This is a genomic window from Sphingomonas sp. Leaf62 (assembly GCF_001421915.1).
In the GTDB taxonomy this organism is placed as follows: Bacteria; Pseudomonadota; Alphaproteobacteria; order Sphingomonadales; family Sphingomonadaceae; genus Sphingomonas.
Map to the genome: position 1 here is coordinate 139,469 of NZ_LMLN01000028.1, position 17,756 is coordinate 157,224.

Consider the following 17,756-nt stretch of genomic DNA (forward strand, 5'->3'; position numbering starts at 1 on the left):
GTTATCGGGCGACCGGCACGAAATCCATTTTCCGCATCGCGTGCAGGACCGGGTGGTCGAACTGCGCCGGGGCCGGCTGGACGCCCATCGCCCATGCCATGATGTCGACGTCCTGTTCCTCGAGGAAGACCTCGAACCAGTCCATGTCCGCGTCGCTCCATGTGGCGGCGTGCGCGTCGAAATAGCCGCCGATCATCAGGTCGGCTTCGCGGGTGCCGCGATGCCAGCTGCGGAATTTCAGGCGCTTGAGGCGGGTCTCGCGGTCCATGGGACTCCAATGGCGATTGACCGACGGACGCTGGCAGCGGCCGCCGGTTCGGATATAGGACCAGATAGTCATGCGTCCCGATCTGCTCAACCCGCTGTTTGCCGAAGTCATCACGCTGAAAGGCGTGGGGCCGGCGCTGGCCAAGCCGCTCGACCGGTTGAAGCTGCGCCGCGTGGTCGATGTCGCGTTTCACCTGCCGACCGGCTGGGTCGACCGGCTGCGGCGCGACGAGTTGATGGCGCAGGATGCCGGGCGGGTGATCGCGATCCCGCTGACCGCAACCGATTACCGGGTCAGCGCCGGGCGCGGGCCGACGCGGGTCCATGCGGCGGACAAGCATGGCAACATCGTCAACCTGACCTATTTCGGCGGATCGTCGGGCTGGGTGAAGAAGCTGTTCCCGCTGGGCGAGACGCGGCTGGTGTCGGGCAAGCTGGAGACGTACGGCCAGGAATTGCAGATGGTCCATCCCGACCATGTGCTGCCCGTCGATGAAGCGGATTCGTTGCCCGAGCGTGAAGCGATCTATCCGCTGTCCGAGGGGCTGACGTCGCGCCGGGTCGGGCTGCTCGCGGCGCAGGCGATCGAGCGCGCCCCCGACCTGCCCGAATGGATCGAGCCGAGTTTGCTCGCCAAACATGACTGGCCGGCGTGGAAGGAGGCACTGGCACGCATCCATGCCGATCCGGCCGATGCCAAGGCGCGCGCTCGGCTGGCCTATGACGAGGTGTTCGCCAACCAGCTGGCGCTGTTGCTGGTGCGCGGCGAGGCGCGGGCGCGCAAGGGGCGGTCGCTGACCGGGGACGGGCGGCTGCGGGCCAAACTCGACCTGCCGTACAAACCGACCGGTGCGCAGTCGCGGACGATCGGCGAGATCGAGGGCGATATGGCGCAGACCCAGCCGATGCTGCGGCTGCTGCAGGGCGATGTCGGGTCGGGCAAGACGCTGGTCGCGCTGATGGCGTTGCTGATCGCGGTCGAGGGCGGAGCGCAAGGCGCGCTGCTGGCCCCGACCGAAATCCTTGCGCGGCAACATTATGCGACGTTGCAGCGGCAGCTGGCGGGGACCGGCGTCACCGTCGCCGCGCTGACGGGACGCGACAAGGGGCGGGTTCGCGAGGGCGTGCTGATAGGGCTGGCCGACGGGTCGATCAACATCCTGATCGGCACGCACGCGATCTTTCAGGAAGCGGTGGCGTATCGCGATCTGGGGCTGGTGGTGGTCGACGAACAGCATCGTTTCGGCGTGGCGCAACGGATGATGTTGCAGGCGAAGGCGGTCCGGCCGCCGCATTTGCTGGTGATGACCGCGACGCCGATCCCGCGCACGCTGACGCTGGCGCAATATGGCGAGATGGACGTCAGCCGGCTGGACGAAATGCCGCCGGGGCGCGAGCCGATCGAGACGGTGGTGATGTCGGAGGACAAGCTCGACGCGGTGATCGACGGCCTTGCGCGGCATTTGTCGGCGGGGAAGCAGGCCTATTGGGTGTGCCCGCTGGTCGAGGAGAGCGAGAAGTCGGACCTTGCCGCTGCCGAGGCGCGGGCGGAGGCGCTGCGCCAGCGGTTCGGCGACAAGGTGGCGCTGGTCCATGGACGGATGAAGCCGCTGGAAAAGGACGCGGTGATGGCCGAGTTCTCCGCGGCCCGCGCAGGCGTGCTGGTGGCGACGACGGTGATCGAGGTCGGGGTCGATGTGCCCAATGCGACGCTGATCGTGATCGAGGCGGCGGACCGGTTCGGCTTGGCGCAGTTGCACCAGTTGCGCGGGCGGGTCGGGCGGGGTGGCGGCAAGTCGGTGTGCCTGTTGTTGCGGGGCAATGCGCTGTCGGAAACGTCGCGCGCGCGGCTGGCGCTGATGCGCGAGAGCAATGACGGCTTCCGCATCGCCGAGGAGGATTTGCGGCTGCGTGGCGGCGGCGAGTTGCTGGGCACGCGGCAATCGGGGGAGGCGATGTTTCGGTTGGCGACGCCGGAGATGCTGGGCGAGTTGCTGCCGGTCGCCAATGCCGATGCGCGGTTGCTGGTTGACCGGGATGGTGGGCTGGAGGGGCTAAGGGGGCAGGCGGCGCGGGTGGCGCTGTATCTGTTCGAGCGGGATGCGGGGGTCGGGCGGTTGCGGTCGGGGTGATGGTCTGGGCGCTGCCGTGTTGGCGAAACCGAAAGGTTGGTGTGTATGGTTTCCCGCCTTCGCGGGAATGACGAGTTTCTGGGTGAGCATCCGCCCGCACATCCGTCATTCCGGCGCAGGCCGGAATCCATTGTATCGGGTGTTCACGACGGAAGCGAAACGGCACCGTGTCCGTGGATCCTGGCTTTCGCCGGAATGACGGGAGGTTTGGTTGCGTCGGCAGCTTCCAGCCGATAGCGCAGCAGCCATGAACGCCCTTGCTCCCCTGATCGTTGCCCTGCTCGGCGGTATCGGCCTTGCCGTGCAGCCGTCGACCAACGCCGCGCTCGGGCGGAGCATCGGGTCGGTGTTGCTGGCGGCACTGGTGTCGTTCGCGGTCGGGACGGTGATCCTGACGGGCGTGTGGTTGATGGCCGACCGGACGCCGCTGGCGAACCTGCGCGATGCGCGGCCGTAGATGTTTCTGGGCGGAGCCTATGGCGCGTTCTTCGTCGCGGCGGCGGCGTTCGCCGCGCCGCGGCTGGGGCTGGCGTCGATGCTGACGATCATGATCGCGGCGCAGGTCGTCGCGGCGGTCGTCATCGATCGCTTCGGATTGATTGGTCTGCCGCGAACGCCGATCAGCGCGGTACGGCTGGCCGGGGTCGGGCTGGTGCTGGTGGGGGCGGTGCTGATCCGGCGGGGATAGGAGGTCTCTGCAATCCGGTCCCCATCCGTTTGCTTCGAGCGCAGTTTCGAGCTTGTCGAGAACCGTAGTCGAGAAGGGGGTGCCCCAAGCGACCCGTTCTCGACGGACGCTTCTCGACTTCGCTCGAAGCTGCTCGAACCAAACGGAATAGGTGGGGAGAAGTCAGGCCGCCGGCGTCAGCAGGCCGTGGTTCTTCTTCCCCGCCGATACTCGCACCGGTGCGTCGACGGCGATGACCTGCGTTTCGTCGACGACCCGCTCGCCATCGACGCGCGCGCCGCCACCCTTGATCAGGCGGCGTGCCTCACCCTTCGACGCGGCGAGGTGCAGCGCTACCAGCGCATCGACGACGGTGATCGCACCGCTGACGCCGAAGGTCGGGAGCGTGTCGCCCGCCGAGCCTTCTTCGAACGTCCGGCGCGCGGTTTCGGCGGCACCGGCCGCGGCATCGGCACCGCGACACATCGCGGTCGCTTCGTTGGCGAGGATTTTCTTCGCCTCGTTGATCTCGGCACCCTGCAACGCTTCCAGCCGGGCGATCTCGTCAAGGGGCAGGTCGGTGAACAGGCGCAGGAAGCGGCCGACATCGCGGTCGTCGGTGTTGCGCCAGAATTGCCAGTAATCGAAATGCGGCAGCTGGTCCTCGTGCAGCCAGACCGCACCCGACATGGTCTTGCCCATCTTGCCACCGTCGGCCGTGGTGATCAGCGGGGTCGTGACGCCATAGACCTCGGTGCCGTCCATCCGCCGGGCAAGTTCGATGCCGTTGACGATGTTCCCCCACTGATCGCTGCCGCCCATTTGCAGGCGACAGCCATGACGCTGCGACAATTCGCGGAAGTCGTAGGCCTGCAGGATCATGTAGTTGAATTCGAGGAACGACAGCGACTGTTCGCGATCGAGCCGCAACTTCACCGAATCGAACGACAGCATCCGGTTGACCGAGAAATGCTGCCCGACCTCGCGCAGGAACGGGATATATTCGAGCGCGTCGAGCCAGTCGGCATTGTCGACCATCATCGCATCCGACGCGCCGTCGCCAAAGGTCAGGAAGCGTTCGAAAATGCGCTTGATCGACGCGACGTTGGCCGAGATGCCGTCCTCGGCCAACAGCTTGCGCGCTTCGTCCTTGAAGCTGGGATCGCCGATCTTGCCGGTGCCGCCGCCCATCAGCACGATCGGCTTGTGTCCGGCCTGCTGCATCCGGCGCAGCAACATGATCTGCACGAGGCTGCCGACATGCAGCGACGGTGCGGTGGGATCGAAGCCGATATAGCCCGGCACGACCTGCCGGTTCGCCAGCGCGTCGAGGCCGGCGGCATCGGTCAGCTGATGGATATAGCCCCGTTCGGACAGGGTGCGCAGCAGGTCGGACGTGTATGCGGTCATGCGGGCCGTGTAGCGTCGCCACCGCACCAAAGTCCACGGATCTCGACTTCGCGCTTGCCGGGATGGTGGTATGAAGCGTGTATGGGGGCGGGATGAACGCCCTGCGGAGAAGTCCATGCTTGCGATCGGTCTGATGTCTGGAACCTCGCTCGACGGGATCGACGCGGCGCTGCTCGAAACCGATGGCGAGAGCGACGTGCGACCGGTGGCATTCGTCGGGACGCCGTACAGCGATGAGGACCGCGCGGCGTTGTCCGCCGCGACCGAGCTGGCGCTGCTGTTCAACGATCCGGGCGAGCATCCGTTGATCGAGCGGGCCGAGACGTTGCTGACGCGTACCCATGCCGCCGCCGTCGCCGCGCTGCTGGAACAGGCGGGGATCGAGGCGCGGGCGGTCGATGTGATCGGCTTCCATGGCCAGACGGTTGCCCATCGTCCCGACAAGGGCTGGACATGGCAGCTGGGCGACGGCGCGGCACTGGCGGCGGCAACTGGGATCGATGTCGTCGCCGATCTGCGCGTCGACGATGTGCGGGCTGGCGGACAGGGCGCGCCGTTGCTGCCGGTCTATCATGCCGCGCGGGCGGCTGGGATGGCGCGGCCGGTCGCGGTGCTGAACCTCGGCGGAGTCGGCAACATCACCTATGTCGGTGACGGCGACGACCTGGTCGCGTTCGACACCGGCCCGGCCAATGGTCTGGTCGATAGCTGGGTCGAGGCGGAAAGCGGCGCACGCTTTGACGAAGGCGGCGCGCTGGCCGCGTCGGGACAGGTCGATGCGGCGGTGCTGACCGCCATGCTCGACCATCCGTTCTTCGACTTGGCCGTACCGAAATCGCTCGACCGGCATGACTTCACGATCCAGCCGGCGCGGGGACTGTCGGCGGCGGACGGGGCGGCGACGCTGACCGCGTTCACCGCCGCCTGCGTCGCCGAGGCGATCGACCGGCTGCCGGCACGACCGACGCGGCTGATTGTCGGCGGGGGCGGACGGCATAATGCGGTGATGCTGCGGATGATCGCCGAGCGCGCCGGTGTCGTCGTCGAGCCGAGCGACGCCCATGGCTGGGACGGCGACGCACTGGAGGCCGAGGGGTTCGCGTATCTGGCGGTGCGGTCGCTCAGAGGATTGCCGATCACCTTTCCGGGGACGACGGGGGTTCCCGCGCCGCTGACCGGCGGCACCCTGTACCGGGCGACGCGGGCGGGGCTGGCGTTGCGGGTCGTGACCGCCTAACCGGACGCGATGCTCACCGGCCTGATTTTCGCGACCGAAGAAGCCGAACACCAGCCGGGCGTGCTGGCGGCAACCCTGCCGTTCGGCGGTATGAGCCTGATCGAATATCAGGCACGACTGTTGATCGCGGCGGGCGCGGCGCAATTGCTGGTCGCGGTCGGGCGGATGACGCCCGCGCTGGCGGCGGCGGTCAATCGCATCGGGCGGCGCGGGACGACCGTCGATATCGTGCGATCGGCCGAGGAAGCGAAGGCGAAGGCGCATCCGCTGGCCGTCATCGTCGCGCTGGCCGACGGGCTGGTCACGACCGACGCGGTCGTCGCCAACATGGCGCTGGAGCCGGCCGACACGCTGCTGGTCACCCCGACCGGCGACGCGACATCGGTCGAGCGGGTCGATTCGGGGCATTGCTGGGCCGGGGTCGCGACGCTGTCGGTCGATCGGCTGGAGGACGCCGCCCGGCTGCCGCGCGAATATGATTTCCAGTCGACGTTGCTGCGCGTCGCGACACAGGCGCGCGCGAAGCACGTCCTGCTGCCGGCCAAGGCTGCGCGGTCGGGGCATGGCGTCGAGCGCGATGCCGGCACGCTGGAGGTGCGCAGCAAGGACGTGCTGGCGTCGCTGGCCGAACAGCGCACCGGATGGATCGACCGGTTCGTCTTCACGCCGGTCACGCGGCTGGTCCTGCCGTTGCTGGTCCGGCGCAAGGTGCCCGATGTCGCGGTCGGTATCGCCGGCGGCGTGCTCGGACTTTTCGGATTGGCCGCGATCCCATTTTGGGACGTCGGCGGCGCGGCGGTCCTTCTGTTCATGGCGATGGTGCTGCTGTCGGCGGGTTCGCTGCTCGGCTGGCTGCGCGGCGAGGACGGTCATGCCGCCCTGCAGGAACGTGGGCTGGAAGTGCTTGGAGTAGCGGGAATCCTTGGGATAGGGATGGTCCAGTCGCTGATCGTGTCGGCGGGGACGGCGGCGGTCCTCGCGCTGACGGGGGTCGTCGTGACGATCCTGACACGGGGGATTCCGGCATCGCGACCGCCCTGGGCGGCGACGGCGGCGACAGCTTTGGTACTGGTCGCGCCGTTCGCACTGGCTGGAATCGTGACGGCGGGGCTGGCATTGGTCGCCGTTCATGCAGGCGTCACGCTTGCACATGCTATCGAACATTTGCGGCGTCAGGCTTAGGATCGCCTTAACCGCCATTGGTTAATGCGAGTACCATGTCCGACGATCTGCTCGATACCCGCGATGCCGATGCTTCCGCTGCTTATCTGCTCGACCATGTCGCGGCGGCAGAGCGCGCCGGCCATCGCCGATTGCGCGCGGCCTCCGATCATTTTCACCTGCCCGTCGACGCCCGGATCGACGATCGCACGGCGGCGCGGCTCGACGCGACGATGCGCGCGACCGTCGCCAGCGTCGAGGCAGAGATCCGCGACCATGCCGCGAGGCTGCTCATCTCACGCGGGCAGGCGGAGGTGGCGCAGGGGCTGCGGATGGTGCCGTCGACCTTCGGCCGCGTCCGGCGGGCCGGGCTGTTCCGCGATCCGGCACTGTTCGGCGAGTTGTTCGCCCGCGTCCGGCTCGACACGATCGCCCGCGCGCTGCCGACGATGGTGATCGAGGTCGGGGACCGGCCGACGATGATCGCACGGCTGGCACAGGCGAGCGACCGGCTGGTCTCCGCCGCCGCGATCGCGATGCTGGCGGCGCAGGCGCGGCGCGGGTCGGTGATCGATGGCGGTGTCGCGGCAGTCGATCTGGTCCGGCCGCTGCATGCCCGGATCGCATGGTGGGTCGCGGCGGCGCTGCGCGAGTCGGTGCCGGCGGGCGAGGCGATCGGTGCGCTCGACGCCGCGCTGGCCGAAGCGGTGCGCCGCGCGATCGATATGCAGGGCGAACTCGTGCCGCTGGAGATCGCGGCGATGCGGCTGGCGCAGGCGATCGATGCACAGGGTGAGGAAGTGCCCGCGCTGTTGACCGAGGCGATCGGCGACGGGCGGCTGGTGCTGTTCGTCGCGTTCATCGCGCGGGCGAGCGGGCTGGCATTCGACCGGGTCCGCGATCTGGTGATCGACACCGACGGCGCGCGGCTGTGGGTCGTGCTGCGGGCGCTGGCCACCGATCGAGCGACGATCGCGCGGATCGGCTTTGCCCTGACCGAGGCCGAGCCGCTGCGCGATATCGAACAATTCGCCGACCGGATCGACAGTATCATGGCGGTAACGCCCGAAGCGGCGCGCGTGGCACTTGCCCCGATGGCGCTGGATGCGGAATATCATGCTGCGATGTTGGCGTTGGGATCTGCTGAGTGATCGATATGCGGTTAGGCGCGGCGCCCGCCATCGGGCGGCTGTCGGCGGACGGGCTGTTGCTCGACGCCGAACCGCGGCTGGCCGATCTGAATCGCCGGGCCGGCGGCGGGCAGGGGCGGGCGGTCGCGGTACCGCAGATCGCCGCGCTGGTGCGGCTGGTCCGGCGGCTGGGCATTCCGCTGACCCGGGCGATCGTTGCCGCCGATGGCGATGACGACGTGACACTGACCGTGCGCGCCGAACCCGACGAGCTCGGCATCCGGCTGGAGGTCAGCGGCTGGCAGGCGGGCGCGCCGTGGGAGGCGGTCCACGCCCCGCGCCGGGCCGCCGATTTCCTGCGCGCCGATGCCGACTGGATGTGGACGACCGATGCGGCGCTGCACCTGACCCATGTATCGGATCAGGCCGGGGACCGGTTCGGGTTCGATTCGCAGACGGTGCTGGGGCAACCGATCACCCGCCTGTTTTCGTTGAGCGACGATGGCGAGGGCGGGTTTCCGATTCTGGGGGCGCTGGCGTCGCAGGCGCGGTTCGAGGGGCAGGAAGCGGGTATTCGCGGCACCCGGCACCGGGTCCGGCTGTCGGCGGTGCCGCGGATCGACGCGCGCGGTCAGTTCGCCGGGTTCGACGGCGCGGTCCATGCGATCGATCCGCCGCCACCGGCCCCCTTCACGACGCCCGCGGGCGAGCCGAACACCGACCTGCCCGACGGGTTCAGCCGGCGGATCGGGCGGGCGCTGCGCCATCCGCTGGGGCGGATCATCGCCAATGCCGACAGCATGTCGGCGCAGGCCGATGGTCCGTTGCGCGACGACTATGTCGCCTATGCCGCCGATATCGCCAGTGCCGGCCGCCACCTGATGGGGTTGGTCGACGATCTGGAGGATCTGTCGGCGATCGAGCGGACCGATTTCGAGGTCGCGGACGAGGCGATCGACCTCGCCGATGTCGCGCGACGGGCGGCGGGATTGCTGGCGGTGCGGGCGGTGCAGGGCAATGTCCGCATCGACCGGCCCTCGTTCGACGATTCGCTGCCCGCGCATGGTGAGTTCCGTCGGGTGTTGCAGGTGATGGTCAACCTGATCGGCAATGCGGTGCGGTATTCGCCGCCGACCGGTACAGTGTGGATCCGGCTGGAGCGCGATGGCGACAATGCCTGCGTGATCGTCGCCGATCAGGGCAAGGGCATCGCCGCCGCCGATCACGAGCGCATCTTCGCCAAGTTCGGCCGGGTCGACCCGACCGAGGCGGGGGGCAGCGGCCTTGGTCTCTATATCGCGCGGCGGCTGGCACGGGCGATGGGCGGCGACATCCTGGTCGACAGTGCGCCGGGACAGGGTGCGCGGTTCGTGCTGGTGCTGCCGGGGCGGTTCGACGCGCCGGCACCGCAATACGCGCAACCGCGCGTTTCCAAACAGCCGCCACTTTCGCGGTCGCTTCGTCCGCGTTCGATGCTATCACCCGCGCCATGGGACGCAGGTCGGATCACAGCCGCGCGGAGATCGAACGCATGCTGCTGGTCGAGGGGCACCGGCATCTGGCCGAGGTCGGGTTCGCACGGTTTTCGGCGCGTGAGGTCGCCAAACGGATCGGCTATTCGATCGGTACGCTCTACAACGTCTTCGGCAGTTACGACCGGTTCGTCGTCGCGCTGAACACGCGGACCTTCGGCATCTGGGCCAGGGATCTGGAGGCGATGCTGGCGGCGAGCGGCGGCGACCGCATCCGCTGTCTGGTCGAAAGCTATTTCGCGTTCGCGCGCACGAACCGCAATCTGTGGCTGGCGATCTACGACCATCATCTGCCCGACGATTTCGTATTGCCGGACGAGGATCACCGGCAGCGCGGCGAACTTACCCGGATCGTCATACGGGAGATCGCGGCGGTGCTGCCGGCGGAAACGGCACCGGAAGTGCCGCACCTCGCCCGCTCGCTGGTGGCGACGGTCCACGGCCATTGCATGTTCGACCTGACCGGCAGTTTCGCGCTGATGGGCGAGGCGCAGCCGGTCGAGATGGCGCTGGCCCGCGTGCGCGAGACGCTGGCCATCGCGTCAGGCGAAGGCCGCCTCGGTTAGCGCACGGAACCGTGCGAAGGCGGCACGGGCGGCATCGATCATCCGCGCCTCCTCCGCATCGGTCATCGCCGCATCGTCGATCACGGCGGTGAAGCGTCGCCAGTGCGCGGCGCGACCATTGGGATGGCCGGCAAGATGGCGCGCGCCATGGTCGGAGTCGAAGCCTATACGCTGCGCCGCCTTGATCAGGAACGCCGCGCCCAGCGACGATCCTTCGGCGACGTAGAGCCAGCCGAGCGCGGCGGGCAGGTCGGCCGGCACCGGATCGGCATCGGGCAGCGCGGGTGGCGGGAGTGCGACGTCGCGCAGATCGGCGGCGATCGCGGCGGAGCGATCACGCTCGGCCAGATCGGGGATCAGCGCCCGCAGCGCCGGTTCGGTGTGGAGCGGGGCGAGCGCGTCATGAAACGCCTGCTGCACCCGCAGGAACCGGATATAGCGTTCGGGCGCGGCGAAGGGATCGAGCGCCATGATCCGCGCATCGAGCCGGTCGTGCAGGTCGGTGGTCGCAGCCTTCAGACGCTGCGATCGGGTGGGGGGCACGGGGGTGGACACGCGGGCGCTCTAGCGGTTTCCCCGCGCCGGGGATAGCGACCCGCTTCGGTACGAAGCGGGCCGTGTCCGGTCGGACGGTCCCTTAGAACAGCCCGTCGTCGTCCTCGTCTTCCTCGATGACCGCGCTTGCGACGGCGAAGCCGGGGGGGACGTTGGCGGCGTGGATGTCGCGTTCCTGCGCCATGGTATAGAGCGTAGCGATCTGCGGCAGCAGCGTGCCGAGCGTGGCCAGCGTGTCGTCGGACAGGTCGGGAGACAGCGTGCTGGCCGACAGTACGATCGCCGCCTGTCGCATCGTCGCGCCAAGCGCCAGTTCGGCACCGATTTCGTCGCCGGTGATGGTCAACAGCTCGATCAACTGCCGGGCATCGTCGCCGCCTTCGCGGACCGCCATGTCGGTGCGCTGGCACCCCTCGCGGATGACGGTCAGCGCCTGGGCCAGCTTGGCGCCCATGTCGCCCCCGATGCTATTGTCGCGCTTGGTGGCGAGCGCGGCGTTGACCTCGGCCAGTTCGTGGATCGGCTGGCCGATGCCGCGCATCGCGTTGCCGAGCGAATGGGCATAGATGTCCACCTCTCCCGCGACGACCGACACCGCCTTGCCCAGATCACCATGGCGGCGGCACAGCAGGCGGGTGTTGGTGGCGATGTCCTGTACGTTGAACTGGACGCGCTGAAGATGTTCGAGGCGACCGGTCAGTTCGTCGACCGTTTCGGTGATGAGGCCCAGCATCGATGCCGAACGCTGGTCGGCCTCCTGCAACTGTCCGGTGAGGATCGCGATCTCGCCGACCGCCTGGTCGATCTGCATCAGGAACGGGCGGCCGTTGCTGCCGCCATCGTCCTCGATCAGGGTCAGCAGCCCGTGGGTGTCGGGCTGCAATGCCTTGAGCGACGCGACCAGCAGCGATGCGTCGCGGTCGAAATCGACCGAACTCGCCTCCAGCAACGCGGCGAGCAGATGGTGGACGACGCCGGTGACTTCCTCCTGCACCGGTTCGGCAAGCGTCAGCCCGTCGAGCAGTTGCAGCGCCGAGACGACATGTTCCACCCGCTGGCGGGTGCTGTCGCCGACCTGCAACGCGCCCAGCATGGTCGCGACGCGGCCCTGCACGGTGCGGGCGATCGACGCCACTTCGCGCGCCATGGCGGCGACATTACCCAGATGGCCGTGCAGTGCGTCGGCGTCGTGGGTCAGCCGCTTGGGCACGGCCGGCAGGATCTTCTTCGCCTCGGTCGCGAGCAGGCGGCCGGCCTGCTGCACGCTGCCGACGCTGCCCGACAATTCCTTGAGCTTGGCGAGGAAGCCTTCGAGGTGTTCCTCGCCCGCCGCCAGCCGCTGGCCCATGTCGTTGACGAAGCCGACGAACGCGGGCTCGCCCGAGGCGGCGATCTTGATGTTCATGCCATAGATGTGCAGCACGCGCAGCGCCTGCCGCATGTCCATCACATGGTCGCGCAGCACGCGCGAGGCGGTGCCAATGCGCGCCATGTCCGCTTCGCGTTCGGCCTGTACCGCCGGCAGCGCGTCGAGCTGTGCGGCGACGTCCTTCAGGCTGGTGACAGCGATACCCGCGACGCTTTCGTCGAGCGCCCCGGTCACCCCCTCGATCGAGGTGATGATGCGGTCGATCGTGTCGATCGCAGTCGCGAGCGTCGTGCCGGCGCGGACGAAGCGCGCGTCCATGCTCGCCGCCATCAGGGCGAGCATCCGCTTCAGATCGGCTGCCTCGATCGTCATCGCCTGAGCCGTGTCGATCCGTAAATGCTGCATCACGTGGGTCCTAGGCGAGAGGGCGGCTGGGGGCGGTGGCAGCGATCATCGCGCCGTGGCCATCAGCAATTCGCGGGCGATATTATGAAGCGGTACGACCCGATCGGCGGCACCGCGCGCGATCGCTTCCTTGGGCATGCCGAACACGATCGAGGTCGCTTCGTCCTGTGCGAAAGTGCGGGCACCGGCCTGCTTCATTTCGAGCAGGCCGCGAGCGCCGTCGTCGCCCATGCCGGTCATGATGATCCCGACCGCGTTCGACCCGGCGTTGCGCGCGGCCGACCGGAACAACACGTCGACCGACGGGCGATGGCGCGAGACCAGCGGCCCTTCGCGGACCGCCACGACATAGCGGGCACCCTGCCGTTCGAGCAGGGTATGGCGCAGGCCGCCGGGCGCGATCAGCACATGGCCGCGCATCACCGTATCGCCGTCTTCGGCCTCCTTCACATCGACCTGGCACAGGCCGTTCAGCCGTTTCGCGAAGGCGCGGGTGAAGCTTTCGGGCATATGCTGGACGATGACGATACCGGGCGAGTTGGCGGGCAGTGCCTCCAGCACCTCGCGCAGGGCCTCGGTCCCGCCGGTCGACGCGCCGATGCACACGACCATTTCGGTCGTGCGGCTCATCGCGCGGCCGGTGGGCGGCGGCAGGACGGCATCGGCGGTGAGCTTTTCAGGGGGCGAACTGATGCGGCCCGATGCGCTGCGCGACCGCAGCCGGGCGCGGGCCGCACCCTTCACCGTGTCGCGGATGCGCATCTTGGAATCGTTCAGGTGATCGGCGACGCCCAAGCGCGGTTTCAGGATCACGTCGACCGCGCCGGCTTCCAGTGCATGCAGCAGCGTTTCCGACCCTTCCTCGACCAGGGACGAGCACATCACCACGGGAATCGGCTTCTGGCTCATGAGCTTGCGCAGGAACGTCACGCCGTCCATGCGCGGCATTTCGACGTCGAGGGTGATGACGTCGGGTATTTCCTCCTGAATGTACCGCGCGGCGGCAAAGGGATCGGCGGCAGCGGCGATCACCTCGATCTCGGGATCTTCGTTCAGGATGGCGGTCATCGCCTGGCGCACGCTGGCGCTGTCGTCGATCACAAGGACGCGGATCTTGGCCATGCTCAGTCCTTCATGAAAACGGTGTAGGAAACGGTCGAGACCGGCAGGTCCATGCCGGCGATCGATTCCGAATGACCAAGGAACAGGTAGCCGCCGGGACGCAGGCAGTCGCACAGCCGGCGCACCACCTTTTCCTGCGTCTCCTTGTCAAAATAGATCAGCACGTTGCGACAGAAGATGATGTCCATCGGCGAACCGACCGGGTAGCTGGCATCCATCAGGTTCAGCCGGGCGAAACCGATCGCGGAGCGTAGCGCAGGGACGATCCGTGCCTGGTTCGACCGACGGTCGCGCGACGTGGCGACATAGCGTTGCCGCAGGGCCGCCGGCACCGGTTCGATGAGCTCCGCCGGATAGATGCCGCGCCGCGCGGTTTCGAGCACGGCGGTATCGATGTCGGTGGCGAGGATGCCGTAATCCACCCCGCTCTTCTGCGCGAACTGGTCCAGCACCATCGCCATCGTGTACGGTTCGGCCCCGGTCGAACAGGCGGCGCTCCACGCCCGGATGCGGCGCTGGCCGGTATCGGCCAGGGTCGGCAGCGCGGTCTGCGCCATGAAGTCGAAATGGCCGGGTTCACGGAAGAAGTCGGTCTTGTTCGTCGTCACCGCATTGATGAGGTGGGTCATCTCGTCGGGGTGCGCGCTGCCGTCGAACAGATGATCGCAATAGGCATCCAGCGTGTCGATAGCGACCTCGCGCATCCGCCGTTGCAACCGGCCCTGCAACATGGTCGCCTTGCTGGGGGGCATCTTGATCCCCGTCTTATCGAAGATCAGCGCCGACAGCCGCGCGAATTTAAGGGGGCTCAGTCGATCCTGTTCGGGAGACAGGGCGGGCAGTGCGGACATCGGGCAGGTTCCAATCGATCGACGTGGGGGCGACGGTCACGTCGTCAGCTCCGGGGGCGGGCAAGGCGCAGGGCGGCGGTTATGCCGCCCGGCTGAAATCGGCGTCTTCGGCATCGCTGCCGCCCTGCGACAGATCGAGTGCGAAGCCACGGACGCGGGACTGCTGCTCGGCGATGTTGCCGGCACGCGCCTTGACCGGCGCCTTGGGAGTCTTCGCCTTGCCCTTGGCCGGTGCACGCCGCGCGGGAGCCGTCGCCACGGTCGCCGGTGCCTTCGCCGGGCCATCGGCCCGTTGGAAGAAGGCGATGCTGGTCTGCAGTTCCTCCGCCTCGCCCGCCAGTTCGTCGGCGGTCGACGAAATCTGGTCCGATGCCGATGCGTTCTGCTGCGTTACCTGATCCAGCTGTTGCAGCGCCTGGTTGATCTGCGACGCGCCGATGTCCTGTTCGCGGCACGCCGCGCTGATCTCGGACACCAGTTCGGCGGTGCGACGGATGTCGGGGACCAGCTTGGTCAGCATCTCGCCCGCCTGGCCGGCGGCCTTGACCGTGTCGGACGAGACGGCGTTGATCTCGGCGGCGGCACTCTGGCTGCGTTCGGCGAGCTTGCGGACTTCGGATGCGACGACCGCGAACCCGCGACCATGTTCGCCGGCCCGTGCCGCCTCGACCGCGGCGTTCAGCGCCAGCAGGTCGGTCTGCCGTGCAATTTCCTGCACGATGCCGATCTTTTCGGCGATGGTGCGCATCGCGGAGACGGCGCGGTCGACCGCAAGGCCGCTGGCCTCGGCGTCCTTCGACGACTGGCGCGCGATCTTCTCGGTCTGTGCGGCATTGTCAGCATTCTGTTTGATGTTGGCCGCCATCTCTTCCATCGCCGCCGATGCTTCCTCGGCTGCCGCCGCCTGCTCGGTCGCGCCCTGGCTCACCTGTTCCGACGAAGCCGACAGCTGCTGGCTGCCTGCGGCGACCTGATCGGAAGCGGATGCCACCTCGTTCGCGAATTTCGACAGATTGTCGACCAGACGGTTGATGGCGTCCTTCATCCGCTGATGATCGCCCTCGCACGCGATCTCGACCCGGCCGGTCAGGTCGCCGGTGCTGACGCGGTCGAGGACGCGATTGCCCGCGGCGATCGGCAGGATGATCGCGTCGAGCATCCCGTTGATGCCGGCGATGATGGCGGCATAGTCCCCGGCGAACCGCGCGGCGTCGCCGCGTTCGTTCAGCCGACCGGCGGTTGCCGCGCCGATCAGGCGACGGATTTCACCGGAGATTTCCTTGAAATTGCTGCGCAGCGTTTCGATGGTTTCGTTGATGAAGGCTTTCTTGCCGGGGAAGGGTTCGAGCGTCGCTTCGAAATCGCCCTCGCCGAACGCCTTGAGGCAGGCCATCGCCTTTTTCTTCACCGCGATATGGCCGGCGACCATGGTATTGATGCCGATCGCCATCGTGCGGAAGTCGCCAGGGAATTTTTCGGCAGCGACCTGCACGTCGATGTCGCCGCGATCATGTTCGGCCGACATGTGGTTCATTTCGGTGATCAGCATGCGCAGATTGCCACGCAACGTTTCGATCGTGTCGTGGATGAACGCCTTCTTGCCTGGCAGGCGATCGAACGGCGCATCGAAATGGCCGTTCGCCAGCTCCCGAACGCAGCCCAGCGCCGCCTTCTTCGTATCGATATGCGCACCGACCAGCCGGTTCACCTGGCTCGCGATGTGGCCGACATCGCCGGGAAAGGCATCGGTCATCAGCATCACGTCGATGTCGCCGCGATCATGCTCCGCCAGAACATGCGTCACCGCCGCATCGAGCCGGGAAACGGGGGCGAGCGCGGCGTCGAGCAACGCGTTGACCGCCGCCAGCATGTCGCGCGCCTCGTCCGTCGCCGCATCCTCGCGCAGCCGTTGCGACAGGTCGCCGGCGGCGATGGAACGGGTCAGGGCGTGGATCTCGGCAATCGCCGTGGCGGGCCGGGCGGAACGCTTGAACTGCGCGAACATCGACATGATGGGCATCCTCTGATCTGTTTTCGGGTTTATGGGTAGATCGCCGGCCGTGTCGCATCCCGCCTTCGGATGCGACACGGTGCCGGGGTCAGGCTGCGGCGGCGAGGGTCGCGATCGCAGGGTCGTCGTTGGAAAAAATTTCCGCCGTGTCGACGATGACGACGAAGCCATCGGCTTCGCGAACCACCCCTTGGATATAGTCGGACCGCCAGCGCATCCCGACATCGGGTGCGGATTCCAGTCGGTCGCGTTCGAAGGTCGCGACCGCGATCACCCGGTCGACCACCAGACCGAGCGCGAGCGTCCGGTCGGGCAGAGCGACGTCGACGATCAACACGCGGGTGGCCAGCGTCGGTTCGACCGGCGACAGGCCGAGCCGGGTGCGCAGGTCGACCATCGGCACCCCCTGACCCCGCACATCGGTCAGGCCCAGCATCCAAGCCGGTCCGCCGGGTACGCGAAAGGCGGGCGTATAGTCGAGAATTTCGCGGACCATGGTCACGGAGACCGCGAACACCTCTTCCCCCAGGCCGAAGGTAACGACCTGCACCGGTGCCGCGCCGGTCATGCCGCGCGTCCGAAGGCGGCGTCGTCCCCGTCCGGCCCGCCCTGCATCAGGTCGAGCGCGAAGCCACGGGCGCGGGCCTGCTGGTCGGCGACCGAGTTCGCCTTGGCCTTCACCTTGGCTTTCGGTGCGGGTGCCGTCTTGGCCTTTGCGGATTTGGTCGGGGCGGGGCGCTTCGTCGCCGCGACCGAACCATCGTCGATCCGGAAGAAAGCGATGCTCGACTGCAGTTCTTCCGCCTGTCCGGCCAGTTCCTCGGAGGTCGAGGTGATCTGTTCGGAGGCCGATGCGTTCTGCTGCGTCACCTGATCGAGCTGTTGCAGCGCCTGATTGATTTGCGACGCACCGATGTCCTGTTCACGGCAGGCCGCGCTGATTTCGGACACCAGTTCGGCGGTCCGGCGGATGTCGGGGACCAGCTTGGTCAGCATCTCGCCGGCCTGCGCCGCTGCCTGCACCGTGTCGCCCGATACCGCGCTGATTTCGGCCGCCGCGGTCTGGCTGCGTNTTTGCGGACCTCCGAAGCGACGACCGCGAAGCCGCGACCATGTTCGCCGGCCCGGGCCGCTTCGACCGCTGCGTTCAGCGCGAGCAGATCGGTCTGACGGGCGATTTCCTGCACGATGCCGATCTTCTGGGCGATGGTCCGCATCGCGCCGACGGCGCGTTCGACCGCGACACCGCTGGCCTCGGCGTCCTTCGACGACTGGCGCGCGATCTTTTCGGTCTGGGCGGCATTGTCGGCATTCTGTTTGATGTTGGCCGCCATCTGCTCC

At 67.8% G+C, this 17,756-nt stretch carries 14 protein-coding genes and 3 pseudogenes; 7 read left to right on the forward strand and 10 right to left on the reverse strand.

The features are described 5' to 3' along the window. Window position 1: 1 nt before the first annotated feature. Window positions 2–268 (reverse strand): FAD assembly factor SdhE, encoded by a 267-nt coding sequence (locus tag ASE91_RS12060; protein ID WP_056626527.1) that lies wholly within the window; start codon window positions 266–268, stop codon window positions 2–4. Between the two features lie 70 nt (window positions 269–338). Here ASE91_RS12060 and recG point away from each other — a divergent pair, with 70 nt between their 5' ends. Both recG and ASE91_RS12070 read left to right on the forward strand, forming a co-directional pair. Beyond that, window positions 339–2,399, forward strand: coding sequence for an ATP-dependent DNA helicase RecG (gene recG, locus ASE91_RS12065; protein WP_056626529.1), 2,061 nt, complete (start codon window positions 339–341; stop codon window positions 2,397–2,399). A 247-nt stretch (window positions 2,400–2,646) separates the two neighbouring features. Beyond that, a pseudogene (locus ASE91_RS12070) lies at window positions 2,647–3,087 on the forward strand (DMT family transporter). 162 nt (window positions 3,088–3,249) lie between these two features. Here the strand turns inward: ASE91_RS12070 and tyrS are convergent. After that, a complete protein-coding gene (gene tyrS / locus ASE91_RS12075; protein ID WP_056626532.1) occupies window positions 3,250–4,476 on the reverse strand; it encodes a tyrosine--tRNA ligase in 1,227 nt (408 codons plus the stop codon). Window positions 4,477–4,591: 115 nt separating this feature from the next. Between tyrS and ASE91_RS12080 the strand changes: the two genes are divergently transcribed. Genes ASE91_RS12080 through ASE91_RS12100 form a run of 5 tightly spaced genes read left to right on the forward strand, consistent with a single transcriptional unit; the run spans window position 4,592 to window position 10,102 of the window. Beyond that, window positions 4,592–5,713, forward strand: a complete 1,122-nt coding sequence (locus ASE91_RS12080; protein ID WP_082453998.1) for an anhydro-N-acetylmuramic acid kinase — start codon at window positions 4,592–4,594, stop codon at window positions 5,711–5,713. A gap of 9 nt (window positions 5,714–5,722) precedes the next feature. Then, window positions 5,723–6,895, forward strand: coding sequence for a hypothetical protein (locus ASE91_RS12085; protein WP_056626534.1), 1,173 nt, complete (start codon window positions 5,723–5,725; stop codon window positions 6,893–6,895). Window positions 6,896–6,930: 35 nt separating this feature from the next. Then, window positions 6,931–8,025: a DUF2336 domain-containing protein gene (locus ASE91_RS12090; protein WP_056626536.1), complete on the forward strand. Its 1,095-nt coding sequence runs from the start codon at window positions 6,931–6,933 to the stop codon at window positions 8,023–8,025. A 5-nt stretch (window positions 8,026–8,030) separates the two neighbouring features. Beyond that, window positions 8,031–9,680, forward strand: coding sequence for a sensor histidine kinase (locus ASE91_RS12095; protein WP_327196787.1), 1,650 nt, complete (start codon window positions 8,031–8,033; stop codon window positions 9,678–9,680). Then, on the forward strand, window positions 9,563–10,102 hold the full coding sequence (locus ASE91_RS12100; RefSeq protein WP_327196788.1) for a TetR/AcrR family transcriptional regulator: 540 nt from the start codon (window positions 9,563–9,565) through the stop codon (window positions 10,100–10,102). The genes ASE91_RS12095 and ASE91_RS12100 overlap by 118 nt, the downstream gene beginning before the upstream one ends. Here ASE91_RS12100 and ASE91_RS12105 read toward each other — a convergent pair. The 8 genes and pseudogenes from ASE91_RS12105 to ASE91_RS20660 all read right to left on the reverse strand — a co-directional run. Then, a complete protein-coding gene (locus ASE91_RS12105; RefSeq protein ID WP_056626538.1) occupies window positions 10,079–10,657 on the reverse strand; it encodes a biliverdin-producing heme oxygenase in 579 nt (192 codons plus the stop codon). The genes ASE91_RS12100 and ASE91_RS12105 overlap by 24 nt on opposite strands. A gap of 82 nt (window positions 10,658–10,739) precedes the next feature. Then, window positions 10,740–12,431, reverse strand: coding sequence for a hypothetical protein (locus ASE91_RS12110; protein ID WP_056626540.1), 1,692 nt, complete (start codon window positions 12,429–12,431; stop codon window positions 10,740–10,742). Between the two features lie 45 nt (window positions 12,432–12,476). Beyond that, the gene (locus ASE91_RS12115) at window positions 12,477–13,553 is read right to left on the reverse strand and encodes a protein-glutamate methylesterase/protein-glutamine glutaminase (RefSeq protein ID WP_055995533.1); all 1,077 of its coding nucleotides are present in this window, start codon (window positions 13,551–13,553) and stop codon (window positions 12,477–12,479) included. 2 nt (window positions 13,554–13,555) lie between these two features. Further along, window positions 13,556–14,404, reverse strand: a complete 849-nt coding sequence (locus tag ASE91_RS12120; RefSeq protein ID WP_056626542.1) for a CheR family methyltransferase — start codon at window positions 14,402–14,404, stop codon at window positions 13,556–13,558. A 79-nt stretch (window positions 14,405–14,483) separates the two neighbouring features. Then, entirely contained in the window at window positions 14,484–16,415 is a 1,932-nt protein-coding gene (locus ASE91_RS12125) for a methyl-accepting chemotaxis protein (protein WP_235530461.1), read from the reverse strand. A gap of 88 nt (window positions 16,416–16,503) precedes the next feature. Next, window positions 16,504–16,983: a chemotaxis protein CheW gene (locus tag ASE91_RS12130; RefSeq protein WP_055995527.1), complete on the reverse strand. Its 480-nt coding sequence runs from the start codon at window positions 16,981–16,983 to the stop codon at window positions 16,504–16,506. Next, window positions 16,980–17,487: pseudogene (locus tag ASE91_RS20265) on the reverse strand (methyl-accepting chemotaxis protein); the annotation flags it as partial. The gene ASE91_RS12130 and the pseudogene ASE91_RS20265, both read right to left, overlap by 4 nt. A gap of 1 nt (window position 17,488) precedes the next feature. Further along, window positions 17,489–17,756: pseudogene (locus tag ASE91_RS20660) on the reverse strand (methyl-accepting chemotaxis protein); the annotation flags it as partial.